23 protein-coding genes are annotated in these 26,370 nt (G+C 59.1%); 12 read left to right on the top strand and 11 right to left on the bottom strand.

The window, feature by feature from the left end:
• The first annotated feature begins 26 nt into the window (after positions 1 to 26).
• The 9 genes from bioF to ACVBEG_RS26325 all read left to right on the top strand — a co-directional run bounded on the left by bioF (position 27) and on the right by ACVBEG_RS26325 (position 11,388).
• Positions 27 to 1,217, top strand: a complete 1,191-nt coding sequence (gene bioF, locus ACVBEG_RS26285) for an 8-amino-7-oxononanoate synthase (protein ID WP_322218358.1) — start codon at positions 27 to 29, stop codon at positions 1,215 to 1,217.
• On the top strand, positions 1,210 to 1,956 hold the full coding sequence (locus ACVBEG_RS26290; RefSeq protein ID WP_322218355.1) for an alpha/beta fold hydrolase: 747 nt from the start codon (positions 1,210 to 1,212) through the stop codon (positions 1,954 to 1,956). Before bioF ends, ACVBEG_RS26290 begins: the two co-directional genes overlap by 8 nt.
• Positions 1,949 to 2,773, top strand: coding sequence for a malonyl-ACP O-methyltransferase BioC (gene bioC / locus ACVBEG_RS26295; RefSeq protein ID WP_322182593.1), 825 nt, complete (start codon positions 1,949 to 1,951; stop codon positions 2,771 to 2,773). The genes ACVBEG_RS26290 and bioC overlap by 8 nt, the downstream gene beginning before the upstream one ends.
• Positions 2,774 to 2,788: 15 nt before the next feature.
• On the top strand, positions 2,789 to 3,469 hold the full coding sequence (bioD, locus tag ACVBEG_RS26300) for a dethiobiotin synthase (protein WP_322182591.1): 681 nt from the start codon (positions 2,789 to 2,791) through the stop codon (positions 3,467 to 3,469).
• A gap of 199 nt (positions 3,470 to 3,668) precedes the next feature.
• Positions 3,669 to 3,965 (top strand): pyrroloquinoline quinone biosynthesis protein PqqE, encoded by a 297-nt coding sequence (locus ACVBEG_RS26305; protein ID WP_447108421.1) that lies wholly within the window; start codon positions 3,669 to 3,671, stop codon positions 3,963 to 3,965.
• 321 nt (positions 3,966 to 4,286) lie between these two features.
• Complete coding sequence (locus tag ACVBEG_RS26310) at positions 4,287 to 6,092, top strand: phenylacyl-CoA dehydrogenase (protein WP_219064565.1); 1,806 nt, start codon at positions 4,287 to 4,289, stop codon at positions 6,090 to 6,092.
• 193 nt (positions 6,093 to 6,285) lie between these two features.
• Complete coding sequence (locus ACVBEG_RS26315) at positions 6,286 to 7,575, top strand: GGDEF domain-containing protein (RefSeq protein ID WP_322218349.1); 1,290 nt, start codon at positions 6,286 to 6,288, stop codon at positions 7,573 to 7,575.
• 89 nt (positions 7,576 to 7,664) lie between these two features.
• Positions 7,665 to 9,461, top strand: a complete 1,797-nt coding sequence (locus tag ACVBEG_RS26320) for an acyl-CoA dehydrogenase C-terminal domain-containing protein (RefSeq protein ID WP_447108422.1) — start codon at positions 7,665 to 7,667, stop codon at positions 9,459 to 9,461.
• A gap of 148 nt (positions 9,462 to 9,609) precedes the next feature.
• Complete coding sequence (locus tag ACVBEG_RS26325) at positions 9,610 to 11,388, top strand: acyl-CoA dehydrogenase C-terminal domain-containing protein (RefSeq protein ID WP_322182581.1); 1,779 nt, start codon at positions 9,610 to 9,612, stop codon at positions 11,386 to 11,388.
• 261 nt (positions 11,389 to 11,649) lie between these two features.
• Here the strand turns inward: ACVBEG_RS26325 and ACVBEG_RS26330 are convergent, their stop codons facing one another.
• Positions 11,650 to 12,567, bottom strand: coding sequence for a LysR family transcriptional regulator (locus ACVBEG_RS26330; RefSeq protein WP_322182579.1), 918 nt, complete (start codon positions 12,565 to 12,567; stop codon positions 11,650 to 11,652).
• A 102-nt stretch (positions 12,568 to 12,669) separates the two neighbouring features.
• Here ACVBEG_RS26330 and ACVBEG_RS26335 point away from each other — a divergent pair, with 102 nt between their 5' ends.
• Together ACVBEG_RS26335 and ACVBEG_RS26340 are read left to right on the top strand one after the other, a co-directional pair.
• Positions 12,670 to 13,368, top strand: a complete 699-nt coding sequence (locus ACVBEG_RS26335) for an MOSC domain-containing protein (RefSeq protein ID WP_322182577.1) — start codon at positions 12,670 to 12,672, stop codon at positions 13,366 to 13,368.
• Complete coding sequence (locus ACVBEG_RS26340) at positions 13,365 to 13,973, top strand: aminotransferase class III-fold pyridoxal phosphate-dependent enzyme (RefSeq protein ID WP_322182575.1); 609 nt, start codon at positions 13,365 to 13,367, stop codon at positions 13,971 to 13,973. The genes ACVBEG_RS26335 and ACVBEG_RS26340 overlap by 4 nt, the downstream gene beginning before the upstream one ends.
• Here the strand turns inward: ACVBEG_RS26340 and ACVBEG_RS26345 are convergent.
• The 10 genes from ACVBEG_RS26345 to ACVBEG_RS26390 all read right to left on the bottom strand — a co-directional run bounded on the left by ACVBEG_RS26345 (position 13,943) and on the right by ACVBEG_RS26390 (position 24,833).
• The gene (locus tag ACVBEG_RS26345) at positions 13,943 to 15,817 is read right to left on the bottom strand and encodes an alpha/beta hydrolase family protein (protein ID WP_447108423.1); all 1,875 of its coding nucleotides are present in this window, start codon (positions 15,815 to 15,817) and stop codon (positions 13,943 to 13,945) included. The two genes, ACVBEG_RS26340 and ACVBEG_RS26345, sit on opposite strands and share 31 nt — an antisense overlap.
• Positions 15,783 to 16,955, bottom strand: coding sequence for a pyrroloquinoline quinone biosynthesis protein PqqE (pqqE, locus tag ACVBEG_RS26350; protein WP_374029324.1), 1,173 nt, complete (start codon positions 16,953 to 16,955; stop codon positions 15,783 to 15,785). The genes ACVBEG_RS26345 and pqqE overlap by 35 nt, the downstream gene beginning before the upstream one ends.
• A complete protein-coding gene (gene pqqD, locus ACVBEG_RS26355; RefSeq protein WP_447108424.1) occupies positions 16,927 to 17,202 on the bottom strand; it encodes a pyrroloquinoline quinone biosynthesis peptide chaperone PqqD in 276 nt (91 codons plus the stop codon). Before pqqD ends, pqqE begins: the two co-directional genes overlap by 29 nt.
• Positions 17,199 to 17,954 carry a pyrroloquinoline-quinone synthase PqqC gene (pqqC, locus tag ACVBEG_RS26360; protein WP_322182569.1) on the bottom strand — a complete coding sequence of 252 codons (756 nt, stop codon included), beginning with the start codon at positions 17,952 to 17,954 and terminating at the stop codon, positions 17,199 to 17,201. Before pqqC ends, pqqD begins: the two co-directional genes overlap by 4 nt.
• An 8-nt stretch (positions 17,955 to 17,962) precedes the next feature.
• Entirely contained in the window at positions 17,963 to 18,874 is a 912-nt protein-coding gene (gene pqqB, locus ACVBEG_RS26365) for a pyrroloquinoline quinone biosynthesis protein PqqB (protein ID WP_322182567.1), read from the bottom strand.
• A gap of 93 nt (positions 18,875 to 18,967) precedes the next feature.
• On the bottom strand, positions 18,968 to 19,039 hold the full coding sequence (gene pqqA / locus ACVBEG_RS26370) for a pyrroloquinoline quinone precursor peptide PqqA (RefSeq protein WP_008365141.1): 72 nt from the start codon (positions 19,037 to 19,039) through the stop codon (positions 18,968 to 18,970).
• Between the two features lie 155 nt (positions 19,040 to 19,194).
• Positions 19,195 to 21,600 (bottom strand): pyrroloquinoline quinone biosynthesis protein PqqF, encoded by a 2,406-nt coding sequence (gene pqqF, locus ACVBEG_RS26375; RefSeq protein ID WP_322182565.1) that lies wholly within the window; start codon positions 21,598 to 21,600, stop codon positions 19,195 to 19,197.
• A gap of 97 nt (positions 21,601 to 21,697) precedes the next feature.
• Positions 21,698 to 22,498: a carbon-nitrogen hydrolase family protein gene (locus ACVBEG_RS26380; protein ID WP_322182563.1), complete on the bottom strand. Its 801-nt coding sequence runs from the start codon at positions 22,496 to 22,498 to the stop codon at positions 21,698 to 21,700.
• 15 nt (positions 22,499 to 22,513) lie between these two features.
• Positions 22,514 to 24,193 carry a flavin monoamine oxidase family protein gene (locus ACVBEG_RS26385; protein WP_322182560.1) on the bottom strand — a complete coding sequence of 560 codons (1,680 nt, stop codon included), beginning with the start codon at positions 24,191 to 24,193 and terminating at the stop codon, positions 22,514 to 22,516.
• Between the two features lie 178 nt (positions 24,194 to 24,371).
• The gene (locus ACVBEG_RS26390; RefSeq protein WP_322278466.1) at positions 24,372 to 24,833 is read right to left on the bottom strand and encodes an Lrp/AsnC family transcriptional regulator; all 462 of its coding nucleotides are present in this window, start codon (positions 24,831 to 24,833) and stop codon (positions 24,372 to 24,374) included.
• Positions 24,834 to 25,009: 176 nt separating this feature from the next.
• Here ACVBEG_RS26390 and ACVBEG_RS26395 point away from each other — a divergent pair, with 176 nt between their 5' ends.
• Positions 25,010 to 26,338 carry an MFS transporter gene (locus ACVBEG_RS26395; RefSeq protein ID WP_322182558.1) on the top strand — a complete coding sequence of 443 codons (1,329 nt, stop codon included), beginning with the start codon at positions 25,010 to 25,012 and terminating at the stop codon, positions 26,336 to 26,338.
• Positions 26,339 to 26,370: the final 32 nt, after the last annotated feature.

Raw genomic sequence — 26,370 nt, forward strand, 5'->3', positions numbered from 1 at the left:
TCTCCCCATTAAACGTCGGAGCCTGCATGTCTTTCGATCTCCGCACGCGTCTGGCTGCTCGTCGCGCTGAACAGTTGTATCGCCACCGCCCTCTGTTACAAAGCCCACAAGGCCCTGAAGTGGTGGTCGATGGTCAGCCCTTGTTGGCCTTTTGCAGCAACGATTATCTGGGCCTGGCCAATCACCCTGATGTGGTTGCCGCCTGGCGAGCAGGTGCTGAACGCTGGGGCGTGGGCGGTGGTGCTTCGCATTTGGTGATCGGCCACAGCAGCCCGCACCATGAACTCGAAGAAGCCCTTGCCGACCTGACCGGTCGTCCTCGTGCCTTGCTGTTTTCCAATGGCTACATGGCCAACCTGGGTGCCGTGACGGCGCTGATCGGGCAGGGCGATACGGTGTTGGAAGATCGCCTTAACCACGCCTCTTTGCTCGATGCCGGCTTACTCAGCGGTGCGCGGTTTTCACGTTACCTGCACAACGACGGGAGCAGCCTTGCCGCGCGCCTGGAGAAAGCCAGCGGTAATACGCTGGTGGTCACTGATGGCGTGTTCAGCATGGACGGCGACCTGGCCGATCTGCCAGCGTTGGCGCAAGCGGCGAAGGCCAAAGGCGCCTGGTTGATGGTTGACGACGCCCATGGGTTTGGCCCGTTGGGCGCCACCGGGGCGGGGATCGTCGAGCACTTCGGCTTGAGCCTGGAGGACGTGCCGGTATTGGTCGGCACGCTCGGCAAAGCGTTCGGCACGGCCGGGGCATTTGTCGCGGGCAGTGACGATTTGATCGAAACCCTGATCCAGTTCGCCCGGCCCTACATTTACACCACCAGCCAACCGCCTGCGCTGGCCTGCGCCACGCTGAAAAGCCTTGAGCTGTTGCGCACTGAGCATTGGCGTCGGGAGCATCTGACGCGTTTGATTCAGCAGTTCCGTAGCGGTGCCGAGCAGATCGGCCTGCAACTGATGGACAGCTTCACCCCGATCCAGCCGATCCTGATTGGCGACAGTGGCCGCGCCTTGCGCCTGTCGCAGATGCTGCGTGAGCGCGGCCTGCTGGTGACCGCGATTCGCCCGCCTACCGTGCCCGCCGGCAGTGCGCGTTTGCGCGTGACCTTGTCCGCGGCTCACAGCCAGGCGCAAGTGCAGCTATTGTTAAGTGCATTGGCGCAGTGTTACCCGCTGCTCGACACATGCGAATCGGTGGAAGCAGGCCATGCGTGATCGTCTTGTTTTGCTATCGGGCTGGGGTCTCGGGATCTCGCCGCTGGAGCCGTTGGCTGCTGCTTTACGCGGTCTGGACGAACATTTGCGGGTTGAAGTAGAGCCGCTACCCGAGTTCGACGTGTCCGCTTTCGGAAACGTCGAGCTGAGTGAGCTGCTCGATGAACTGGACGCCACGTTGCCGGATAACGCATGGCTTGGCGGCTGGTCGCTCGGTGGCATGCTGGCAGCGGAACTGGCTGCGCGCCGCGGCGATCGTTGCTGTGGTTTGCTGACGTTTGCCAGCAACACCTGTTTTGTATCGCGTGACGCCTGGCCCAGCGCGATGCCGCCCGAGGACTTCGATGCGTTTCTTGCAGGGTGCAGCGCCGATCCCTTGGGCACGCTCAAGCGCTTCAGCCTGTTGTGCGTGCAAGGTGCCGAAGACCCGCGCGGTCTGGCGCGCCTGCTGTATGCCGGTGCACCCCACACCCCGGCTGACGTGCTGCTCAATGGCTTGAAGTTGCTGGGGCAGCTCGATACCCGGCTTGCCTTACAGGCCTATCGTGGTCCGCAACTGCACCTGTTCGCGGGCCTTGATGCGCTGGTACCGGCAGAGGCTGCCAGTGATGTGCTGACCCTGCTGCCTGATGTCGAGGTTGGCCTGATCGAAGAGGCCAGTCATGCGTTCATCTTGGAAAATCCCCACGGAGTGGCTGCGGCAATTCAGGCCTTTTTGCATGAGTCGGGTGATGACTGATTTATCCTGTTTCAAACAACCAAACACCACCCTGTCCGGTGCCTTGCCCGACAAGCGTCAGGTTGCCGCGTCCTTTTCCCGTGCAGCGGCCAGCTACGACAGCGTCGCCGAATTGCAGCGCGCCGTGGGCAGCGAACTGCTCGCACGCTTGCCGCCTCCGCTGAACCCATCGCGCTGGCTGGACCTGGGCAGCGGCACTGGTTATTTCAGTCGCGCGCTGGCTGAACATTTCACCCAGAGCGAAGGCCTCGCGCTGGATATCGCCGAAGGCATGTTGCGTCATGCGCGTCCATCGGGCGGGGCGCAGCACTTTGTCGCCGGTGATGCCGAGCGCCTGCCGTTGGTGGATCAAAGCTGTGGGCTGATTTTTTCCAGCCTTGCGGTGCAGTGGTGCGCGGACTTTGCTGCGGTGCTCAGCGAAGCGCGGCGTGTGCTGCAACCGGGGGGCGTGTTGGCGTTTGCTAGCCTGTGTGTCGGCACCTTATATGAGCTGCGCGAAAGCTGGCAGGCGGTGGACGGCCTGGTGCACGTTAACCATTTCCGCCCGCTCGACGACTATCAACAGCTGTGCGCGGCCAGTGGCTTGCGGGTGCGAAGCCTCGAAGTGCAGCCCCATGTCCTGCATTACCCGGACGTGCGCAGCCTGACTCATGAGCTGAAAGCCCTCGGCGCGCACAACCTCAACCCTGGCCGACCCGGTGGTTTGACCGGACGCGCGCGCATACTGGGATTGATCGACGCGTATGAGCATTTTCGCCAGAGTGAAGGGCTGCCGGCCACTTACCAAGTGGTCTACGCGGTGTTGGAAAAACCTTGAACGTAAGGCACTGAGATGAACAGTTCATACTTCATCGCGGGTACCGACACTGACATCGGTAAAACCACTATTGCCGCCGGGCTGCTGTATGCCGCCCGCCAATCAGGGTTGAGCACGGCAGCGGGCAAACCGGTAGCGTCGGATTGCGTTGTTAGCCCCGAGGGCCTGCGCAACGCCGATGCACAGGCACTGCTGGCGGAGTGCTCAGTGGCGCTGACCTATGAAGAGGTGAACCCGGTGGCATTCGAGCCGGCCATCGCTCCCCATTTGGCGGCGCGCGAAGCTGGCGTGGCATTGACCGTGCAATCTCTGCTGGAACCCATGCGCTATCTATTGAGCAAGGGTGCTGACTTCACCCTGATTGAAGGGGCTGGGGGCTGGCGCGTGCCGCTCGCCGACCAGAGCAATCTGTCCGATCTTGCAAAGGCACTGCAATTGCCCGTGATTTTGGTAGTTGGGGTGCGTCTGGGTTGCATCAACCACGCACTGTTGACCGCCGAAGCCATCGCCCGGGACGGCCTGCAGCTGGCGGGCTGGGTCGCCAACATTATCGATGGCAAGACGGCTCGCCTGGAAGAAAACCTCGCCACCCTGGCCGAACGCTTGCCAGCGCCGTGCCTGGGACGCGTGCCTCGGCTGAAAAAACCGACGGCTGAGGCCGTGGCGGAATTTCTTCATCTGGAGTTGCTGGATTAAGGGGCGACCTGAGGGGCTCACGCCGTCTATCGCAGCCTTCGGCAGCGCCTACAATTGACCGGGTTTGCTGCGCGACAGTGCTGCGTCAAAAGTACTTTGACTATCGTGCGGCCAATTGCTATTAGTCTTTTTGTCGGGCCTTTTAGGCTTCAGTCTGCTTCAATGATCGGGTTCGCTTTATGAACTGAGGGACCGTCGTATGGAAATCTCCGGAAACACTGCTTTCTACTCGGGCCTGAGCAGCATTCAGGGCGGGCAGGCGCGTGTCGATCAAGCGGCCAGCCAGATCGCCCAAAACGGGGTCGAAACCTCCGCGAATAACCAGTCGTCCAACTACCAGGCTGACCGCCTGCATTCGGTTGATCGCAGCCGGCAAACCGACCTGGCCTCCAGTGCGGTGGAACTGTCCATGGGCAAGATCCAGGCAGAACTCGGGGTCAAGGTTGCCAAGGCTTCCGATGAAGTGCTTGGCACGCTGATCGATACCCACGCTTGAATTCAGTCCTTTCGGTGCGCGCCCGCGCACCGCGATACACCCCTACCTCTTTTACACTCAACTAAAATTTCTTTTTCGAGACTGCTCGGCATAGTCGTCTTGAGCGTGCTTGTCTGCGGCTGCGGACCTTTGCGCGCGGGATGTACAGCCCATCGGCGATGAATGGCTCGCTTGCTAAGCTTGACAAGGTTTGGTCGTAAACGTATGTTTCAAACAACTGTTTGACCGCTAGGCAACTTGAGATTGTCAGGTGGTTGGGGAAATCCCCACAGCGACCGATCGGTCATTCATTCCAGGATTCATCAGCAGAGGTTTATCGCTATGCCTGACTACAAGGCCCCCTTGCGTGATATTCGCTTCGTTCGTGACGAACTGCTCGGTTATGAAGCGCATTATCAAAGCCTGCCGGCTTGCCAGGACGCTACTCCAGACATGGTTGACGCCATTCTTGAGGAAGGCGCCAAGTTTTGTGAGCAGGTGTTGGCTCCGCTGAATCGTGTCGGCGACACCGAAGGGTGCACCTGGAGCGAGTCCGGCGTGAAAACCCCGTCGGGTTTCAAGCAGGCTTATCAACAATTCGTGGAAGGCGGCTGGCCAAGCCTGGCTCATGACGTCGAGCATGGCGGCCAAGGCCTGCCTGAGTCGCTGGGTCTGGCAGTCAGTGAAATGGTTGGCGAAGCCAACTGGTCGTGGGGGATGTACCCAGGCCTGTCTCATGGCGCGATGAACACCATTTCCGAGCACGGCACCGAAGAACAGCAGCAGGCTTACCTGACCAAGCTGGTTTCCGGCGAATGGACCGGCACCATGTGTCTGACCGAATCGCACTGCGGTACCGATTTGGGCATGTTGCGCACCAAAGCCGAACCTCAGGCTGACGGTTCCTACAAAGTTACGGGCACCAAAATCTTCATTTCTGCTGGCGAACACGACATGGCCGACAACATCGTCCATATCGTGCTGGCACGTCTGCCGGACGCACCGGCTGGCACCAAAGGTATCTCGCTGTTCATCGTGCCGAAGTTTCTGCCAAACGCTGACGGCAGCATCGGCGCTCGCAACGCCGTGAACTGTGGCTCCCTCGAACACAAAATGGGCATCCACGGTAACGCGACCTGCGTGATGAACTTCGACGCGGCCACCGGTTTCCTGATCGGCCAGGCGAACAAAGGCCTGAACTGCATGTTCACCTTTATGAACACCGCGCGTTTGGGCACTGCGTTGCAAGGCTTGGCTCACGCCGAGATCGGCTTCCAGGGCGGCTTGAAATATGCGCGTGATCGCCTGCAAATGCGTTCTTTGACTGGCCCGAAAGCGCCGGAAAAAGCCGCCGACCCGATCATCGTGCACCCTGATGTACGTCGCATGCTGTTGACCATGAAAGCCTTCGCCGAAGGCAACCGTGCGATGGTGTACTTCACTGCCAAGCTGGTCGACATCGTCAAGTACGGCCAGGACGCTGAACAGAAGAAACAAGCAGACGCCCTGTTGGCGTTCATGACCCCGATTGCCAAGGCCTTCATGACAGAAGTGGGCTTCGAGTCTGCTAACCATGGTGTGCAGATCTATGGTGGCCACGGCTTCATCGCCGAGTGGGGCATGGAGCAGAACGTTCGCGACAGCCGTATTTCCATGCTGTACGAAGGCACCACCGGTATTCAGGCGTTGGACCTGCTCGGCCGTAAAGTGTTGATGACCCAAGGCGAAGCGCTCAAGGGCTTCACCAAGATCGTCCACAAGTTCTGCCAGACCAACGAAGGCAACGAAGCAGTCAAAGAGTTCGTCGAGCCGTTGGCTGCGCTGAACAAAGAATGGGGCGAGCTGACCATGAAGGTCGGTATGGCGGCCATGAAAGATCGCGAAGAAGTCGGTGCTGCGTCGGTGGATTACCTGATGTATTCCGGTTATGCATGCCTGGCTTATTTCTGGGCTGACATGGCACGTCTGGCGGCGGAAAAGCTCGCTGCCGGTACCAGCGAAGAAGCGTTCTACACAGCCAAGCTGCAAACAGCACGTTTCTACTTCCAGCGCATTCTGCCGCGTACCCGTACACACGTTGTGACCATGCTGTCGGGTGCAAACAACCTGATGGACATGAAAGAAGAAAACTTCGCTCTGGGTTACTAAACCCTCGCGCAGCCTCTGAAAAGCCGCTTCTCCTATGGGGGAAGCGGCTTTTTTACGTTCAGATTTCCCCGATGTGGCCGCTAACAAAGACTTGAGCATGTTTTTGAGCCATTTGAGTGCTTAACGCAGGCAGTGCAGGCACAATGCCATCTGTCGATATTTCTATTGTTACGCCGGGTAGGAGTCATCCCCCTTGCCGCGTTTTTCTCCCGTACGTTTTAGTCATTTCCTGCCATCGTTGTTGCTGTTGGTTGCGGGGCTTGCTGCTGCGTACGTGAAGGACCTCAACGTCTTCTTCACTTCGCTGTTCAACGTGCTGCCAACCCTGGTTCTGTTATTGGGTGGTGCTTACTGCGGGGTCTATCGGCGTCAGCGCGAGCTGTTTCTGATGATCACGGTCTACACCGCCTACTTCCTGCTCGACACCCAGACCGATTATTACCGAGACAATGGCAAGGTGCGTGAAGACGCTGCCGTGGTCTTTCACCTGTGCTGCCTGTTGCTGCCGCTGTTGTTCGGTGTGTTCGCTGCATGGGAGGAGCGCACCCATTTGTTCCGCGATCTGGTGGCCCGCTTTGCCGTATTGTTCGCGGTTGGTAGTGTCGCCCTGGCGTTGGAGCAAAGTTATCCACAGGCGCTGCTGAGCTGGCTGGCGGTGATCCGCTGGCCGGCCCTGCATGGCAACTGGATGAGCCTGATTCAGTTGGCGTACCCGGTATTTTTTGCGAGCTTCGTCTTGTTGACGGTGCAATACCTACGCAAACCGCGTCCGTTGCACGCTGCTCAGATAGTGGGTTTGGTGGGGTTGTTCTGGGCGCTGCCAAAAACATTCATTCTGCCGTTCACCCTGAATGTCATGTGCAGCCAGGTGATGCTGATGATTGCTGCGGCCGTTGCACATGAGGCTTATCAAATGGCCTTTCGCGATGAGCTCACCGGACTGCCTGGTCGTCGTGCGCTTAATGAGCGCATGCAGCGCCTGGGGCGTAATTATGTGTTGGCGATGACCGACGTCGATCACTTCAAGAAATTCAACGACACCCATGGGCATGACGTCGGCGATCAGGTGCTGCGTCTGGTGGCCAGCAAGTTGTCGAAAGTCACTGGCGGTGGTCGTGCCTACCGCTATGGCGGTGAAGAATTTGCCGTGGTGTTCGCGGGCAAGACGCTGGAAGAATGCATGCCCCACCTGGAGGCGATCCGCGAAGCCATCGCCACATACAACATTCATCTACGCAATCAGGATCGTCCACAAGACGATCAACAGGGTCGTCAACGCAGAAGCAGTGCCCAGGCGAGCAGCGTTTCGGTGACCGTCAGTATCGGTGTCGCCGAACGGCAAGTGGACCACCGAACTGCCGAGGAAGTCCTCAAGTCTGCCGACCAGGCGCTCTACAGTGCCAAAGGTGCAGGGCGCAATTGCGTGATGTTCCACGGCCAGAGCCGCAGCGGCGCAGTGCGGATGGCTGGCGCTGGCGGTTGAGTGATGACGGCGCATTCAGCGTCTCTAGTGTGGTTGTTCGGGTCAGGTCTGCGCAGTAGGTTGACGCATCTGCTGCCGGAGAAAAAACCATGCCTGACTATAAAGCTCCCCTGCGCGATATGCGCTTTCTGATCGACTACGTTTTTGACTTTCCAGCTCATTACGCAAGGCTCGGAGCTGACGACGCGAGCCCGGATATGGTCCGCGCAATCCTTGAAGAAGGGGCCAAATTCTGCGAACAGGTGCTGTCGCCGCTGAACCGGTCTGGCGATGAAGAAGGCTGTCATTTCGATCAGGGCGTGGTCACCACACCCAAGGGCTTCAAGGAAGCGTTTGCCCAATACGTCGAGGGCGGCTGGCACGGCCTGGCAGCGGATCCGGCTTATGGCGGGCAGGGGCTGCCATTGTCTCTGGGCTTGGTCATCAGCGAAATGATCGGGTCGAGTAATACGTCCTGGGGGATGTACCCCGGCTTGACCCATGGCGCGATGTCGGCGATCCATACCCACGGCACTGACGCGCAGAAACAGACCTACCTGAGCAAGCTGACTGAAGGTCAATGGACCGGGACTATGTGCCTGACTGAAGCCCACTGCGGTACCGACCTGGGCATCATCAAAACCCGGGCCGTACCGCAAGCGGATGGCAGCTACGCCGTGTCCGGCAGCAAGATTTTTATCTCCGCTGGCGAACACGACATGAGCCAGAATATCGTGCACCTGGTACTGGCGAAACTGCCGGATGCACCGGCGGGCACCAAAGGCATCTCGCTGTTCATTGTGCCCAAGTTCTTGCCGGACGCCGCAGGCGACGCGGGCCAGCGCAACGGCGTGTCGTGTGGTTCGATCGAACACAAGATGGGGATCAAGGCGTCGGCCACCTGCGTGCTCAACTTCGACAGCGCCACCGGTTACCTGATCGGCGAGGCCAACAAGGGCCTCAACTGCATGTTCACCATGATGAACCACGCACGCCTGGGCACGGGGATGCAGGGCTTGTGCCTGGGCGAAGCCAGCTTCCAGGGTGCGATAAAATACGCCAATGAACGTTTACAGATGCGTGCGCTGACCGGCCCCAAAGCGCCGGATAAGGTCGCTGATCCGATCATTGTCCACCCTGATGTTCGCCGCATGTTGCTGACCATGAAAGCCTTCAACGAAGGCAATCGCGCACTGACGTACATGACTGCCCAGTTGCTCGATACCGCACACATGAGCAGCGACGCGGGTCAGCGCGAGGAGGCGGAAAACCTGTTGGCGTTCCTCACGCCGATCTGCAAAGCGTTCATGACCGAGACCGGCCTGGAAGTGACCAACCATGGCATGCAGGTCTTCGGCGGCCACGGCTATATTCGTGAGTGGGGCATGGAGCAGTTGGTGCGCGACTGTCGGATTGCACCCATTTATGAAGGCACCAACGGCATTCAGGCCCTCGATTTGCTCGGCCGCAAAGTATTGGGCAGCCAAGGAAAACTGCTGCGTGGCTTCACCAAAATCGTCCACACATTTTGCGAAGCCAATGCCGGGCATCCACAGCTCAAGGGCTTCGTTGCGCAGTTGAGTGGATTAAACAAACAGTGGGGCGAACTGACCACCCACATCGGCATGGCGGCCATGAAAAATCCGGACGAAGTGGGCGCAGCTGCGCAGGATTACCTGATGTACAGCGGCTATATCATTCTTGGGTACCTGTGGTTGCGCATGGCACTGGTGGCTCAGACTCAGCTGGAGGACGGCAGCGGCGAGGCGGATTATTGCCAGGCCAAGCTGGCGACCTGCTCGTTCTACTTCAAGCGTTTGTTGCCGCGCACCGGTGCCCACCAAGCGGCCATCGAGGCGGGCAGTGATTGCCTGATGCAGTTGCCCGCGCAGCTGTTCGCCTTGTAATCCCTAGCCGGTCGTGAGCGCGGCATCGCCTCAATAAGCATGACCAAAAATTACAAATTGGTCATGCTTTGACCCTATGTGTCGCAAATGGTGTTCGGTTACACTTGATGTCTCCGTTACACCGGCTCAATTTTTTGCGAGGTTTGCCATGGCTGACTACAAAGCGCCCCTGCGTGATATGCGCTTCGTCCTTAATGAAGTTTTCGAGGTCGCCACGCTTTGGGCTCAGCTGCCGGCGTTGGCCGAAACAGTGGACGCCGACACGGTAGAGGCCATTCTCGAAGAGGCGGGTAAAGTCACCAGCAAAAGCATCGCGCCGCTCAGTCGGAGTGGCGATGAAGAGGGCTGCCACTGGAATGACGGCGTCGTGACCACTCCGGCCGGATTCCCCGAGGCTTATCAGACGTACGCTGACGGTGGTTGGGTCGGTGTCGGTGGTGACCCGGCGTTCGGCGGCATGGGCATGCCCAAAGTAGTGTCGGCTCAGGTCGAAGAAATGATCAATTCCTCAAGCCTGGCGTTCGGTTTGTATCCGATGCTGACATCCGGTGCGTGTGTCTCGATCAACACCCATGCCAGCGAAGCGCTCAAGGCCACTTATCTGCCGAATATGTACTCTGGGGTCTGGGCCGGTTCCATGTGCCTGACCGAGTCCCATGCCGGTACCGATCTGGGGATTATTCGCACCAAAGCCGATCCTCAGGCCGACGGCTCCTACACAATCAGCGGCACCAAGATATTCATCACGGGCGGCGAGCACGACCTGACTGAAAACATCATCCATTTGGTCCTGGCCAAGCTGCCAGATGCGCCAGCAGGCCCGAAAGGCATCTCGCTGTTCCTGGTGCCCAAGTTCATGGTCAATGCCGACGGGACTCTGGGTGAGCGTAACCCGGTCAGCTGTGGCTCCATCGAACACAAAATGGGTATTCAGGCGTCCGCTACCTGTGTGATGAACTTCGATGCGGCGGTCGGTTATCTCGTGGGTGAACCTAACAAAGGCCTGGCGGCCATGTTCACCATGATGAACTACGAGCGTCTGGGTGTCGGTATCCAGGGCCTGGCCTCCGGCGAGCGTTCGTACCAGAACGCTATCGAATATGCCCGCGACCGCCTACAAAGTCGCTCGCCGACCGGCGCTAAAGCCAAGGATAAAATCGCCGATCCGATCATTGTTCACCCCGATGTGCGCCGCATGCTGTTGACCATGAAAGCCTCCAACGAAGGCGGTCGTGCGTTCTCCACTTACGTGGCCATGCAACTGGATATCGCCAAGTTCAGCGAAGACGCTGCAGCGCGTAAACGTGCCGATGATCTGGTGGCGTTGCTGACGCCAGTGGCGAAGGCGTTCCTGACCGATCTCGGGCTGGAAACCACAGTGCACGGTCAGCAAGTGTTCGGCGGCCACGGCTTCATTCGTGAGTGGGGCCAGGAGCAACTGGTCCGCGACGTGCGGATCACCCAGATCTACGAGGGTACTAACGGTATCCAGGCGCTGGACCTGGTCGGGCGCAAAATCGTGGGCAACGGCGGTGCGTACTACACGCTCTTCGCTGACGAAATTCGTCAGTTCACCGCCGGTGCCGGCAGCGAGCTGGCCGAATTCACCAAGCCGTTGAACGCTGCACTCGATACCCTCGATGAACTGACGCATTGGGTACTGGAGCAATCCAAAGATAACCCCAACGAAATCGGCGCTGCATCGGTCGAGTACCTGCACGCTTTCGGCTACACCGCCTACGCCTACATGTGGGCCTTGATGGCCAAGGCGGCGTTCGGTAAAGAAACCCGGGAAGACTTCTACGCCAGCAAACTGGGAACTGCGCGTTTCTACTTCGCCCGTCTGCTGCCGCGTATTCAGTCCTTGAGCGCGTCGGTCAAGGCTGGCAGTGAAACGCTGTTCCTGCTCGAGGCTTCGCAGTTTTGATTTCGGGTCGGACAGGTCTGACGCAATGTAAGCATTTGCTTACATGACGTGCTGCTGTTTGCCCCTATCGTTTGTATGGATCCAAAGCTAATCTACTTCACATGGACGTAGCGCAGGAAGCGCATAAAACACAACACGGACACGTAAGGATTCCTGCCAGGATGGCGGGGCGAAAAGGATGTCAGGGAAACAGTCTGCAAAGCCCCGCTTCGGCGGGGTTTTCTTTTTGTGCGCGATTTAGCGTCACTCGCCTGATAGATGTCAGCTCAGCTCATCCAGCGACACCGGCAGGCCCGGACGTCCATTGACCACTTCCTCCATCAATGAACGCAGCAGTTCCAGCGTCGGCTGTTGACGTTGCGCATCGCGGAAAACCAATCCAACCTTGAGCGGCACCCGCGGTTCTGTCAGCGGTTTCCAAAGCAGCCCCGGGTTTTCCTGAGTTTGCTGCACGCGCCCCGGTAATACCGTCGCCAACGTGGTATTGAGCAGGCTGTCGAGTATGCCTGACATGCTATTGAGTTCCGCCTGCACATGCGGCCTGCGTCCCAGGTTAGCCAGTTGTGCCTGCCAGATTTGCCGCACCTGATACTCTTCGCCCAGCAACAGCATCGGCAGTTCCGCCGCCTGACTTAGCGATACCTTCTTGAACTCGCGCAGCGGGTGGTTGGCGGGGATGACCAACTGTAACTCGTCTTCATAGAGCAACAAGCTGTGCAAGCCGGGTTGATGCGCAGGCAGAAAGCTGATGCCGATGTCCAGCGCCCCATTGAGCAGGCGCCGTTCGATCTCCAGTCCGGACAGCTCGTAGATGTGCACCACCAAATGCGGCTGCGCCTTGCGTACGCGCTCGAGTAACTGTGGCACCAGGCCCAGCACCGTTTGCAGCACGCCAATCGCCAAGGTATGTGCCGACTGCCCTTTGAAGTTACGCAGTGCATCGCGGGCGCGTTGCATGCCGTCGAGCAAAGGCAGGGCGTGATTGTAAAGCGTATGTGCGGCCAGGGTCGGCACCAGACGCTTGCTGCTGCGTTCGAACAGGCTGACATCAAGGGTGTGTTCGAGCTGACGAATCTGCTGCGAAAGCGCCGGCTGCGACAGTGAAAGTCGCTCCGCGGCCCGTCCGACGTGGCCTTCTTCATATACAGCGACAAAATACCGCAGCTGCCGAAAATCCATAAGTAAATCTTATCGAAAATGCTGGGAAATCGAAATGGCTGTGAGCCCCTAGGAAGCCTAGTCTACGCCCATTCCACGAGGCTTACAGGGCCAGAAATTTCGATGAATAGCGTGTATGTCGAAGGCGTTTACATAGGGAAAGCAAAAAACCTTGGTCATGGATTGGTCATTGATATCGATAAACAGCGGCTCGAACGCCGAACTTGGCTCTGGCCACAAGGCCTGGGATGTGATGAGCATGGCGATCCGCGCTTTCATACCGGGCCAGAACGCGCGCTGCATCATTATCCCGCCGAACACTATGCCTACTGGCGCACGCTTTATCCGCACATCGACTGGAGCGCCCCGGCGTTTGGCGAAAACCTCTCCACCCTTGGCTTGACCGAAGAGCACGCCTGCCTGGGCGACATGTTCCGCTGGGGCACGGCGCTGCTGCAGATCAGTCAGCCGCGCTCGCCGTGTTATCGCTTGAGCCAGCGCTGGGGTCTGCAAGACATGCCGCAACAGGCGCAAGACAGTGGTCGCTGTGGCTGGTTTTACCGGGTGCTCAAACCCGGGTTCGTCAGTGCGAGCGATCCTTTCGAGCTGGTTCAGCGCAGCTACCCCGGCTTGACCGTGGCGTGGGCCTTGCGCAGTTTCTACACGGAGCCGCTGGAGCGTGCGGGTCTGAAAAAACTGGTGGATTGCCCCGCACTCGCTTCGCGCTGGCGTGATATTGCGCTCAAGCGCTTACGCACCGGGCAGGTCGAAGACTGGACCGACCGCCTGCTGGGGCTTCCGCTGGTGGGGTTGCGGGCATGAACGTGTTCAAGCTGTTGTTTGGCCGTCTGGAACAGAATGACGCGGGTATCGAGCTGGAACCGGAAAGCGCTGATGCGTACGCGGGACTCAGTCTGGGTGAGCGCTTGCGCTGCAGTACGGCCAGCGATCAGGTGCTTATCGTCGAGACTGCCGCCGAGGCCCGGGAGGTGGCAATCAGGCTGACAAGCACTTGGGGTCAGGAGCATCGCCGCGGTGCCTTCGGGATCATTTCGTCGGGCAGCTGCAGACCGAATGCGATCAACGTTCCATTCAATGATCTGGCGGCGCTGCATGCCGCTGTCGACGCGCAGACTGTTGCGATCATTTTGGAGCCGATTCGCGGCGGCCACGAAAGCCTGGCCGCGACCCGTGCGTACTTTCAGGGTGTCGCCCAGCTGTGTCGCGAGTTGAAGATCCTGTTGATTCTCGATGAAACCCTGACGGGTATGGGCCGTCGCGAAACGCTGCTGTGTGAAACATGTTGCGGGATCCGCGCCGACATCATCGTCCTGGGCTGCGCGGTGGAAGGCAGCAGGCCGGTGGCGGCGGTATTGGCCCGCTCGACCGCTTCAAGTCACGAGCGCCGGGATGTTGTTGCGGCTTGAGGGGCCTGCACCGTGTCGCAGCTGTCGATGACATCGCGATAAAACCGCCATTCCTCTTCCAGCGCATGGGCCTGGTTCGCCGCCTTGCGAAAACCGTGGCGCTCGTCGAGGTAGAAGTGGGCTTCGGCGCGGATATTATTGTCCAGCAAGGCCTTAAGCATGTCGCGGGTCTGCGCGGGCACCACCACCGTATCCAGTTCGCCCTGAAAGAAGATCACCGGCACGCTGATCTCGCTGGCGTGCAGTAGCGGGGTACGGGCCTGGTAGCGCTCTATGTCTTTCTCGGGATCGCCGATCAGCCAATCCAGATAATCCGCCTCGAATTTGTGAGTCACAAGGCCTAGCGCAATCGGATCACTGACGCCGTACAAACTCGCCCCTGCGCGAAACACCCGACGGAACGCCAGCGCACACAGGGTGGTGTAGCCGCCCGCACTGCCGCCTCGAATGAAGGCCTGATCAGGGTTGATCATCGACCGTTCGGCGAGGTATGCGACCACAGCACAGGCGTCGTCGACGTCGGCTTCGCCCCAGTTCAAATGCAGGCTTTGCCGATAGGCGCGACCATAACCGGTACTGCCACGGTAGTTGAGGTCGGCGACAGCGAATCCGCGCTGACTCCAGTATTGGATACGCGGATCCAGGACCGGATAACAGGCCGACGTCGGGCCGCCATGAATGAACACCACCAAGGGTGGTTTTTGCTCACCGGTCATGGCCGGGTAGAAAAAGCCATGAGCCTCGCCGGTGCTGCTTGGGTAGCGCAGCGCTTGAGGGCGGCTGATGCGCTCGGCGGGCAGCGGCGCAACACCACCGGCCAGCACCTGCACGCGATGGTCCTTGCGCTGGATGGCCAGAACGGCTGAAGGGCTGATCGCCGAGGCCGCGATGCAGTAGATAAACTGCTCATCCACGGCCAGGCTGCGGAAGCGGCTGTAATCGCCAGTGAAATCCTCCAACGTGCCGTCGGCATGACACATACCCAGTCGGCCAAAACCCTCTTCGGACCAGCTCGCCAGATAATCGCCGTTATCCAGCGGCAGCCAGGTGCTGCCGCCCAATTGCCACGGCGCGGGGGAGTGATCAGCCCTGGCAGCAGGAAGCGCCGCGAGGCCGGTGGGCGTCTCGCCCCACGGCTGCCAGAATCCATCGCGATCAGTCAGGCAAAACAGGCGGTCCTGGGCATCGAAGCGCGGTTGTTGCAGAGACTCCTCGGTGACATCCCCGGCAACACAGTGTGCTCGTCCCCAATGGCCATCGGTCTGGCGTTCTGCGCACATCAACCGGGTCGAGGTCCATGGCTGATGCGGGCGTTGCCACTCGATCCAGGCCAGGCGCTTACCGATGGGACCAAGGGTCGGCGCAGCATAGAAATCAGCGCCTTCAGCCAGCAGATGGCGTTGACCGTCCGCGATATCGAGGGCGACCAAACGATGGGTGTCGTGATCTTCTTCCACGGCCAGAATCTGACCGTTGGCAAATCGCAAATCGCCATAACGTTTGTTGCCACGGCTCAACAGCTCAGGGACGCTGTCATCGAACCGTTGGCGATATATTTGCTGATCAGCCTCATTGACGAACAGTACGGCGTCGTCGCTCAAGCAGAACGAACCACCGCCATATTCATAGACCCGACTGCGCACACTGAAACCGTCAGGCGTCAGGCATTGCGTCTGGCCCTGATGCCAGCGCCAGACGCGACAGGCGGCATCTTCAGGGCGGTATTCGTTCCAGAACAGGCCGGCCGGGCTGACCGCCAGTTCTGCGAAATCAACGCCCGCCGCCACTGCCTGCGCGGCACTTAAAAGCTCAGGATTTGATGATGAGGCGTGAGTTGCGTTCATTGCGGAAAGCCAGCTGCTCAATGGTCTGAGTAGCATACTCGGCTTCTTCGCGGGCCTGAATAATCATCCCGTGATGCTCCGATTTACTGCAGACCGGGTCGGCATTGCTGGCATCGCCGGTCAGCATAAAGGCCTGGCAACGGCATCCACCGAAGTCTTTTTCCTTCTCGTCGCAAGAACGGCAGGGCTCGGGCATCCAGTCATAACCACGGAAACGATTGAAGCCGAACGAGTCGTACCAGATGTGCTGCATGCTGTGATCGCGCACATTGGGAAACTGCACCGGCATCTGCCGCGCACCATGGCACGGCAGGGCGGTACCGTCCGGGGTCACGGTGAGGAAGATGCTGCCCCAGCCATTCATGCAGGCTTTTGGGCGCTCTTCGTAGTAATCCGGTGTGACGAAAATCAGTTTGCACGGGTGATTTTCTGCGGCCAGTTTGGCCCGGTATTCGTTGGTGACGCGCTCGGCACGCACCAGTTGCTCACGGGTCGGCAACAGGCCAACACGGTTGAGTTGCGCCCAGCCATAGAACTGGCAAGTGGCAAGCTCGACGAAGTCCGCTTCGAGTGCGATGCACAGCTCGATGATGCGGTCGATCTTGTCGATGTTGTGCCGGTGGGTGACAAAATTCAGCACCATCGGGTAGCCGTGGGCTTTCACTGCGCGGGCCATTTCCAGCTTCTGCGCAAAGGCTTTTTTCGAGCCGGCCAGCAGGTTGTTCACCTGCTCATCGCTGGCCTGGAAGCTGATCTGGATATGGTCCAGCCCGGCTTTTTTGAAGTCAGCGATCTTCTGTTCGGTCAAACCTATGCCGGAGGTGATCAGGTTGGTGTAGAAACCCAGCCGACGTGCTTCGGCAATCAGTTCTGCCAGGTCCTGACGCACCAGCGGTTCGCCGCCGGAAAAACCGATCTGCGCCGCGCCCATCTCCCGTGCTTCACGGAACACCTTGAACCACTCTTCGGTGGTCAGCTCTTGCCCTTGCGCGGCGAAATCCAGCGGGTTGGAGCAGTACGGGCATTGCAGCGGGCAGCGATACGTCAGCTCGGCCAGTAGCCATAAAGGCAAACCGGTTTCAGGCTTGGGCGGTAGTTGCTGCGTCAACTCAGATGAGTTCGATCCAGTGTTCAGCACGAGCGACCTCCATAAACTGCTCGACGTCGGCGCCGAGTTCGGGAAAGCCTGGGAACTGTTGGCCCAGCATCTCGATAATCACCGCGACGCTGCGCTCGCCATCGATCAGGCCGCCAATGGCGCCGGCGCTTTCATTGAGTTTGATCATGCCTTCCGGGTACAGCAGCACATGACCTTTTTGCGCAGGCTCATACTGGAAACGATAGCCTTGGCGCCAGCGTGGCGTCAGGTGTTGATCGAAGCTCATAAGGCTATCCCCTTGTGCCAGACGCGCTGGTCGGTGACGCTGTGGTAGGGCGGGCGGTTCAGCTCATAGGCCATGCTCATGGCATCAAGCATGCTCCACAGTATGTCCAGTTTGAACTGCAAAATTTCCAGCATGCGCTGCTGGCCTTCGAACGTGGTGTAGTGCTGCAAGGTGATCGCCATCCCATGCTCCACGTCACGTCGGGCCTGACCCAGACGGGTACGGAAATACTCGTAACCGGTGGGGTCGATCCACGGATAGTGCTGCGGCCAGCTGTCCAGGCGCGACTGGTGGATCTGCGGCGCGAACAATTCGGTCAGCGAGCTGCTGGCGGCTTCCTGCCAATTGGCACGGCGGGCGAAGTTGACGTAGGCATCGACGGCGAAACGCACGCCGGGCAGGACCAATTCCTGCGAGCGCAACTGATCCGGGTCCAGCCCCACCGCCTGACCCAGACGCAGCCAGGCTTCGATGCCACCGTCTTCACCCGGCGCGCCGTCGTGATCGAGTAAACGCTGAATCCACTCGCGGCGCACTTCACGGTCCGGGCAGTTGGCCAGAATCGCGGCATCCTTGAGCGGGATGTTCACCTGGTAATAGAAGCGGTTGGCGACCCAGCCCTGAATCTGCTCACGGGTCGCACGGCCTTCGTACATCGCCACGTGGAACGGGTGATGGATATGGTAATACGCACCCTTGGCGCGCAGGGCCTGTTCGAATTCAGCGGGGGACAGCGCAGTGGCGTCGCTCATGTGGGCTCCTAAAGCTCGATACTCATGCCGTCGTAGGCAACTTCGACATTACGCCGTGCCAGCTCGGCGCGCTCCGGGGAGTCTTCGTCGAGGATCGGGTTGGTGTTGTTGATGTGGATAAGCACTTTGCGCTGTTCCGGCAGTTGCTCGAGCACTTCGAGCATGCCGCCGGGGCCATTCTGTGACAGGTGGCCCATCTCGCGACCGGTGCGGGTGCCGACGCCACGGCGCAGCATTTCGTCGTCTTCCCACATCGTCCCGTCCACCAACAGGCAGTCGGCGGCACGCATTTTCTGGATCAATGCTTCATCGACTTTGCCCAGGCCTGGCGCATAGAACAGCTTGCCACCGGTTTTCAGGTCTTCAACGATCAGGCCAATGTTGTCGCCTGGATGCGGGTCGAAGCGGTGTGGCGAATAGGGGGGGGCGGCACTGCGCAGCGGGAACGGGGTGAAACGCAGATTCGGGCAGGCGGGGATGACAAAGCTGCCCTCAAGCTCAATGCGATTCCAGTTCAGGCCGCCGTTCCAGTGGGTCAGCATGGGGAACAGCGGGAAGCCGGTGCTCAGGTCCTCATGAACCATGTCGGTGCACCAGACCTGATGCGGGCAGCCTTCGCGCAGGCTGAGCAGGCCAGTGGTGTGGTCGATCTGGCTGTCCATCAACACGATGGCGTTGATGCCGGTGTCACGCAGGGCACGGCCCGGCTGCATGGGCGCGAAGCTTTGGAGTTGTGCGCGGATATCTGGTGAGGCGTTGCACAACACCCAATGCACGCCGTCGTCCGACAGGGCGATGGAGGATTGAGTGCGAGCCACAGCCCGCAGGCTACCGTCGCGAAAACCCGCGCAGTTGGTGCAGTTGCAGTTCCACTGAGGGAAGCCACCACCCGCGGCGGAACCTAGAATCTGGATGTACATATCAGCTCCACCACGCGAGGTTCGAAATTTGGGTTTCAACGACGCTATAAACAAAAACGCCCCGGCGAGCCGAGGCGTTAGACCGCGTCGACATCAACGGCTTGCGAAGTACATGGTGACTTCGAAGCCGATCCGCAGATCAGTGTAAGCAGGTTTAGTCCACATAAAAGACTCCTTTAGAGTAGGTACAGCAGGGATAACTACATCTTTAGTCCACCTTCGCAGGGAGACGTTCAGATGCTTAGGTAGCTATGTTACTAAACTCTTGTCCCTGTATACGCCGCAATTTTCAACATAGCCAATTGCAGAATGGAGGATAGTCACCCGTCCGCTTGCCAGGGAAGGCTCGGGCTCAAGCGGTTAGCCAGGCATAGCCAGCCGTCGGTCGCATTCACTAGCTGATCAGCGGCGCGCAGTAATTGTTGCTGATTGATGCATAAAAGAGCCGTTTGCAAATGGCGCGGATACTCTTCGTCATGCCCGGCAAGGTGCGCCTGCCAGAGCCATTCGCTGGCTTGCAGGAGGTCCATGGCGGCTGTCTCGAACTGCGCGGCCAATGCTTGCTGCTGTAGCGGCAGATTCGCTTCGTAGATCAACGTCGGCAAGCGGCTGATGAACTCCTGCAGATGATTGATGATGTCGGCTGCCGTGGCGCTGGGCGACTGCACACCCAACAGCCATCCCGCTTGCCCGGCTACCTGCCGAAAGCCGCTGAATACGGCATAGCCCAGTTGCAGTTCGACTCGCAGGCGTTGATAGAAGGGCGCTTGGCCGAGGTGCGCCAATACGCGCCAGGCGGCTTCGTCAAACAGGTTTTGGCTCGGCGCGGGGCAGAACAGTAGCACTGCATTTTCAGATGATTCCGACGGCTCTGTGTGCCAGTGTTTACCCGGCCGAGGGAGCGGCGCTTTCAAGGGCTGGTCATCGAGCGTGCCGGGCATCAGCTTCAGCTCGGCATTCAGCGTGGCGCGGCCATCGTCTGACAGACCGACAGCGAAACCCATCCACTGCGCGGTTGACCACAGGGCCGGTAAATTGTTGGCGTGAACGCACACAACAGGGCCTTGGCAGGCATCCGGCAAGCGCTTGAGCAACTGTCGGATCGGAATCTGGGGGGGCTCGGTGCTGGCCTGACCATATTGTGCCAAGGTGTTGCTGTCGGGTGCCGTCAGTAAGTGCAAGGCGTGACGGAGGATGGCTGGCATCGGTGCAGACAAGCCGCTTAGCTTGAGTTGCCAAAAATGGCCGTACGCACTGAATCCAAGGCTGACCCCCGCTTGTTGCGCGGTATCACAGAGGGTTTTCAGGCTGTCGTTGAGCATCTGCCAGAGGTCGGGATGCGCCGCGTCCAGTCGCCAGCGCAGGAAAATCGCCCCTTCGCCGGCGTCGCAGGGCAGGACTTCGCTGAAGTGCATGGACGCCGCCGCTGGCACGCTCAAGACCGGCGGCGTGGCGGGGCGCAGGAATGGATTGGGTTCAGGTAAGCGCCACGCAACCTGTCCGGTGCTCGAGTTATCCACAGCGGCGTCAGCCAGCGGATGCAACACCCGCGAGGGCTGCAATTGGGTGAGCAGGGCGTTTAGGGGCAACAGCCAATCCGCCCGCTCAAGGTGCTCACTAAAATGCCGTGCCAGATCGAGGGCACTACCCACCGCCAAGCGGCGTTGTTGCAGCAGCGCGTATTCTTCACGCAGGGTCGACCAGTCGTCTTGGGCCTTGAAGAACGCCAGCCAGTCAAAGAACAACGCGGTGATCTGCCTGCGCTGTCCAATGCCGTCGACAGTCAATACGCACTCGATATTGAGCAACAGTTGTTGATCGAACTGATACAGCGGTGCGGCGCTGAGCGATTCGATCAAGCCGCGTTCACGCAGTTCGAACAGCAAACTGCCAGGGTGTGCGGCGGCCAGCCAGGTACAGAAAAACGCCACCGCGTCGGGGCTGGACTCCGGTAAGTCTTCGCACGCAAAAACCAGATGCAGCCGACGCGGATCGGCAATGGGCTGCGGGCGGGGCGCTCCGCTCATCAATGGCGCTGACTTGGACTGTTCAGTCTTTTCCCCTGCGCCGATGCAGCTGCCATACGCCGTGGCCAGGGCTTTCAACTCGGCCAGCGGTTGCGGACCGGTCAGGCTCAAGGTCATCTGCCCGGCCTGATAGAAGCGCTGATAAAAGTCGTGCAAGGCCTGCTGAAAAGCCCGACGTGGTACCGGCAGGCTGTAGCGATTACCGGCATGAAACGCGCGCAGTGGATGTCGCGCTGAAAGGGGTTGGATCAAGTCTGTTTGATAACGGACCTCGGCATCCCGAGACCACGCGATGAACTCGGCATGCAGCACTTCACGCTCGCGCAGTTGAGCGGCCGGGGTCATGCGCGGATGAGCGAGCATTTCACACAAGCGCTCCAGCCCTTGGGCAAACACAGGCTGCGGTAGTTCGAAGAAGAAGTCCGTGGTGCGCTCTCGGGTGCTGGCATTGACCTGTCCACCATGGCGCTGGACGAAGGCCATCAGATTCTCTTCGGCTGGAAACTGCTCGGTACCGAGGAAAAACAGATGCTCAAGAAAGTGCGCCAGGCCTGGCCACATCGCAGGTACGTCATGACTGCCAGCCGCCACTCGCAAGGCTGCCGCGCAGCGTTTCAGGCGCGGGGCATGACACAGCACAACCCGCAGCCCGTTCGGCAACGTGAGGTGTTCGACAGTGTGGGAATTCAGCGCGGGCATGCCATCTTCCGGCGTTTCAGCGAGAGGATTGTCATGCTAGCGGATATGCCGGGGTTTGGGTCGGTATTGCTTTCGCAAAGAGCGCGACACGAACGGTTCAGCCTTTGCTCAGTCCTGCATACAGCGCCGGCCGTCGGTCCTTGAAGTAGCTGTTGATCGCGCGCGAGTCTTCCATCAACTGCCGATCCAGCGTGCCAATGATCAACGTTTCATCCCGTGCTGCTTGAGCGATTCGGCTGCCATCGGGTGCAGCGATGCTGCTCAGTCCGCAGTAGTGGATATCGCCTTCGCTGCCGCAGTAATTGGCGTAGGCCACATAGCACTGGTTTTCGAACGCGCGGGCGCGAACAGTGACCTCGGCAATGAAATCGTAGGGCACCATGTTCGCGGTCGGCACCAGAATCAGATCAGCGCCGGCCAAGGCCAGGCGCCGCGCATTTTCCGGGAACTCCAAGTCGTAGCAAATCAGCAGGCCGAGGCGCCAGCCATTCAATTCAACCACCGGGAAATCATCGCCACCGACGGCGAACATCGACTTATCCAACTCACCGTAAAGATGGGTCTTACGGTAATGACAGACGCTCCTGCCCTGGGCGTCAATCAGCTGTACGGCGTTGTAAATCTGCGCATCGCTGGCGCGTTCGGGGTAGCCATACAAAATGGCAATTCCCTCTGCCTGAGCGATGGCCGCCACCTGCTCGGCCGAGTGACCGTCACGGGTTTCGGCCAGCGAAAATGCTGCGGCCGCTCCGATGTTGTAACCGGTCAGGAACATCTCCGGGCAGACCAACAGGTCTGCCCCTTGTGCTGCGGCTTGAGACGCCTGTTGCGCCAGGCGATGCACGTTGCCGCTGACATCCAGCGGCAGCGGCGGGCATTGATACAGGGCGATGCGCATGTCCGTGTCTCCCTCTCAATCAGCGAGCGCGATAGGCCCGATTTCGTCGAAGACATCACCTGGGCCCGGATTCTCTGGGTGGGTGCTGCCGCCGAAGTGATTCATGATGCCCCACACCGCATTCAATGACGTCTGCACTGCGCCTTCAACCCAGGCAGGTGTCCACGACACGTCGTCCCCGGCGATGAAAATTCCGCGTTGTTCGCTGGGCATGTCCTGCTGCATGAAGTGCGCGTACATGCGCTGATTGTAGCGGTAGTGTCCCGGTAATGCGCCTTTGAAAGCCCCTAGGAAATGTGGGTCCGCTTCCCACGACACCGTGATCGGGTCGCCAATAATGCGCGCGGCGATGTCCACCTTCGGATAGATTTTTTTCAGCGCGTCCAGGGCCAGCTTCACCCGCTTTTCGATGGGCTGTGGGAGCATCTTCAGCGCGTCGCTCATCCACGAATAGGACAGGCAAATCACCCCCGGCTTGTCGTCGCCGTTATCAAACAGATACGTGCCGCGAGTGAGTCGGTCGGTGAGGGTCATGCTCATCAGGTCGCGACCGGTTTCCGGGTCTTTGTCCTTCCAGAACGGGCGGTCGACCATGACGAATGTTTTTGACGATTGCATGTAGCGCGTGCGGTCGAGTGCCATCCACATCTTCTGCGAGAACAACGACTCTTCGCATTCGATCTGGGTGGTCAGCAGCCAGCTTTGGCAGGTGGTCAGCACCGCTGCGTAGTGGCGGGTGTCGCCCCAGTTGTCGGTAACGGCAAAGCGGCCATCGTCAGCGCGAGCAATCCGTTTGACCCCGGTACGCGCTGCTCCGTGGTGCAACGACGAGAGGCTGGTGCCTGCTGGCCAATGAGCGCAACGTTCCGGCACATGGCGCCAGATGCCCAGTGGCACTTGTTCTACACCGCCGACGATCAGGTGTTGGTGATCGTCGCAGTTGGTCATGACGACGCGGAAAATTTCCAGCATCGAGTTGGGGAAGTCCGAGTCCCAGCCGCCGGTACCGAAGCCCACTTGGCCAAACACTTCGCGGTGGGTGAAGGACAGTTTGGCGAAGGCTTTGGATGTGGCGACGAAATCGTAAAACGTGCGGTCATCCCACAGGGGCACGAGAGTGTTCCACAGCTCTTTCAGGCGCGGCACATCGCGGTCACGGATGGCTTGCTGGATGTCGGCGAATTGCGAGCCGGCTTCCAGTGCATCGGCCCAGGCGTCGGCTACTTCCTGAAACAGTGCAGGAAGATCCGACAATTGTTGTGCGTAATACGTGGTGCCTTCCAGGTCGATCACCGTGCTGCCGGACGCGGGGGTCAGCGGGTTAGGGAAGGGTTTTGATTCGAGGCCGAGCTTGTCGACATAGTGATAAAACGCCGTGGACGACACCGGGAAACGCATCCCACCCAACTCGGCGATGATTCCTTCAGTGCCTTCAAACGCCTGCGAGCGTAAACGGCCGCCCATCTTCGAGGCTTCGTACACCACGGGCTTGAGGCCGAGCTTCATCAGCTCATAGGCAGCGACCAGGCCTGCGATGCCAGCGCCGACAATCGCCACTTCCTTGCCGTGGTTCTCGGCCGGAATACTGCCTAATCCGGCCGGATGCTCGATCCAGTCGTCGAAGGCGAAAGGAAAATCCGGGCCGAAAATAGTGATCGGTTTTTTACCGTCTGCAGGATGGCGATTATTATTCATGACTGACCTTGTTCGACTAGGGTGCAAAAGAATCAGTCTAGATAAGAGTCAGCACGTTAATAAGACGCAATGTGTCGTCGTTTTGCAGTTTTATGCTTCAATATGACGAAATAAATGGTCATATTGTCAGATGCCCCTGATTTTGTGGGCACGAAGACGCTTGTCGTTGCATCAGACGCTAAACGGGCTGCCCGCGATCAATCTTGCTACTGAGGATGATCGAGGTTGTGGTCTTCTCCACCCCATCGACGCTGCCAATCAAATCCAGCAACTGATCCAGCTGCTCAGGGGAGTCAGTGCGCAGCCACGCCACGTAATCGAACTCTCCGCTTACCGCACACAGCTGCTGCACTTGAGCCATGGTGCTGAGGCGACGCACGACTTCTTTGCCCGAACGCGGCTGCACGGTAATGCCGACATACGCTTGCAACCCGCCATCAACCACGCGTTGACTCAGGCGCACACCATAACCGGTGATGACCTTGGCTTTTTCCAGGCGGGCTAGGCGTGACGTCACCGTCGTTCTGGCAATCCCCAAATGTCGGGCAAGCATCGCGACGCTTTCGCGCGCGTTGATCTGCAGGGCTGCAATCAATTGGCGGTCGATTTCGTCAAGGGCGGGTGGGCGGCTATCGGGCAAGGTCATCTCCTTCAGTGCAGCGAGCATGTTACCTGCTCCGAGCGCAATTAGCCGCCGCAGCGATACTTGGTTATGATCCTGTTTTATGGCAGTTTGATATTGATTTGCGTTCCCTTGTATCGAGACGCCGAAATGAGAATGTCCTGATTTTCAGTACCGCCCAAGGTTCAGAATAAATGCAAGGCTCCGCTGCTCTTTTACCTGCTCCCTCGCCAGCGATGAAGTTGCTGGCACGTACCCGTGCGCACAAAAAGCGCATCGTGTGGGCGGCTTCCATTGGCAATGGTCTGGTGACCTATGACTTCACTGTTTACAGTTTTTCCGCAGTGATCATTGGCAAGTTGTTCTTCCCTTCTGACAGCGCACTTGCATCGCTACTAATGGCACTGCTCACCTTTGGTGCCGGGTTCGCGATGCGGCCAATTGGCGCGTTGTTTATCGGCAATCTGGCAGACCGCAAAGGACGCAAGGCAGGGCTCACCTTGTCCATCGTGTTGATGACGCTGGCCACCGGCATGATTGCATTTGCGCCGACCTATAACTCCATAGGCGTGGCGTCCATGCTGCTTATTGTTTGTGGTCGGTTGTTACAGGGGTTCGCAGCTGGGGGCGAGATTGGCGTCTCCTCTGTTGTGCTGATGGAGCTGGCCGCCAAGGGACGCCGCTGTTATGTGGTCAGTTGGCGCTCGGCCAGCCAGGCGGCGGCGGCACTGGCGGGTGCGCTGGTCGGGGCGTGCACAACGGCGATAATGACCCCTGAGGCGTTGCATCAATGGGGTTGGCGCATCCCGTTCATTTTGGGAATGCTGATCGGGCCAGTCGGTTGGTATATCCGTCGCAACATGGAAAATACTCCCATGAAAAGCCCTCATCGGTCATCGGTGAAGGCCATGCTGGCGCAGCATGCCCGTACGCTAGGGTTGGGGATACTGTTGATGGCCGCGCCCACGGCGGGTATCTATCTCATGGTGTATTACATGCCTATCTATCTGGTCGGCACGTTACATATGCTACCGATGGTCAGTCTGCTCTCAGCCTGCCTTTCAAGTACGCTGATTTTTATCGGCGTGCCGCTGCTGGCACGCGTCGCCGACAGGCAACGCCTGCGTAAGCCGATCCAGTACGCGACGATCATCAGTAGCATCGTGCTGGTGTATCCGGCTTTCTTTCTATTGACCAGAGGGATCGGACAAGTCTATTCATTACTGGTTATTGGCGGCTATTCGGCCTTGGTACTGTGCGGTAACGCTGCAACCACCGTGATGATATTGGAAGCTTTCCCTCGTCATCATCGGGCGACCGGTGTCTCAATGATCTACAGCTTGGGTACGACAACTTTTGGCGCTTTTTGTCCCTTTATTGTCGCTTGGCTGATTGGCGTAACCGGCAACCCAATGGTGCCCGCGTGGTATTTGTTGGCAGCTTTGTGCATCAGTTTGTTCGCCCTGGTCCAGTTTCCAGGCAACCAGGAACAATTACCGGCCAATCATGCCCGCGCGCTGTAATGCCGTGACTCGTAGCTCTTGTGCTCCACAGG

The sequence above is a fragment of the Pseudomonas sp. GG8 genome, assembly GCF_052976945.1.

Coding starts and splice junctions, on each gene's coding strand:
- pqqB (WP_322182567.1), bottom strand. CDS start 18,874: ATGTACATCCAGATTCTAGGTTCCGCCGCGGGTGGTGGCTTCCCTCAG.
- ACVBEG_RS26305 (WP_447108421.1), top strand. CDS start 3,669: ATGGAAATCTCCGGAAACACTGCTTTCTACTCGGGCCTGAGCAGCATT.
- bioC (WP_322182593.1), top strand. CDS start 1,949: ATGACTGATTTATCCTGTTTCAAACAACCAAACACCACCCTGTCCGGT.
- pqqF (WP_322182565.1), bottom strand. CDS start 21,600: ATGCCCGCGCTGAATTCCCACACTGTCGAACACCTCACGTTGCCGAAC.
- ACVBEG_RS26325 (WP_322182581.1), top strand. CDS start 9,610: ATGGCTGACTACAAAGCGCCCCTGCGTGATATGCGCTTCGTCCTTAAT.
- ACVBEG_RS26320 (WP_447108422.1), top strand. CDS start 7,665: ATGCCTGACTATAAAGCTCCCCTGCGCGATATGCGCTTTCTGATCGAC.
- bioD (WP_322182591.1), top strand. CDS start 2,789: ATGAACAGTTCATACTTCATCGCGGGTACCGACACTGACATCGGTAAA.
- ACVBEG_RS26380 (WP_322182563.1), bottom strand. CDS start 22,498: ATGCGCATCGCCCTGTATCAATGCCCGCCGCTGCCGCTGGATGTCAGC.
- ACVBEG_RS26310 (WP_219064565.1), top strand. CDS start 4,287: ATGCCTGACTACAAGGCCCCCTTGCGTGATATTCGCTTCGTTCGTGAC.
- ACVBEG_RS26335 (WP_322182577.1), top strand. CDS start 12,670: ATGAATAGCGTGTATGTCGAAGGCGTTTACATAGGGAAAGCAAAAAAC.
- ACVBEG_RS26340 (WP_322182575.1), top strand. CDS start 13,365: ATGAACGTGTTCAAGCTGTTGTTTGGCCGTCTGGAACAGAATGACGCG.
- ACVBEG_RS26345 (WP_447108423.1), bottom strand. CDS start 15,817: ATGAACGCAACTCACGCCTCATCATCAAATCCTGAGCTTTTAAGTGCC.
- ACVBEG_RS26395 (WP_322182558.1), top strand. CDS start 25,010: ATGCAAGGCTCCGCTGCTCTTTTACCTGCTCCCTCGCCAGCGATGAAG.
- pqqD (WP_447108424.1), bottom strand. CDS start 17,202: ATGAGCTTCGATCAACACCTGACGCCACGCTGGCGCCAAGGCTATCGT.
- ACVBEG_RS26385 (WP_322182560.1), bottom strand. CDS start 24,193: ATGAATAATAATCGCCATCCTGCAGACGGTAAAAAACCGATCACTATT.
- bioF (WP_322218358.1), top strand. CDS start 27: ATGTCTTTCGATCTCCGCACGCGTCTGGCTGCTCGTCGCGCTGAACAG.
- ACVBEG_RS26330 (WP_322182579.1), bottom strand. CDS start 12,567: ATGGATTTTCGGCAGCTGCGGTATTTTGTCGCTGTATATGAAGAAGGC.
- ACVBEG_RS26290 (WP_322218355.1), top strand. CDS start 1,210: ATGCGTGATCGTCTTGTTTTGCTATCGGGCTGGGGTCTCGGGATCTCG.
- pqqC (WP_322182569.1), bottom strand. CDS start 17,954: ATGAGCGACGCCACTGCGCTGTCCCCCGCTGAATTCGAACAGGCCCTG.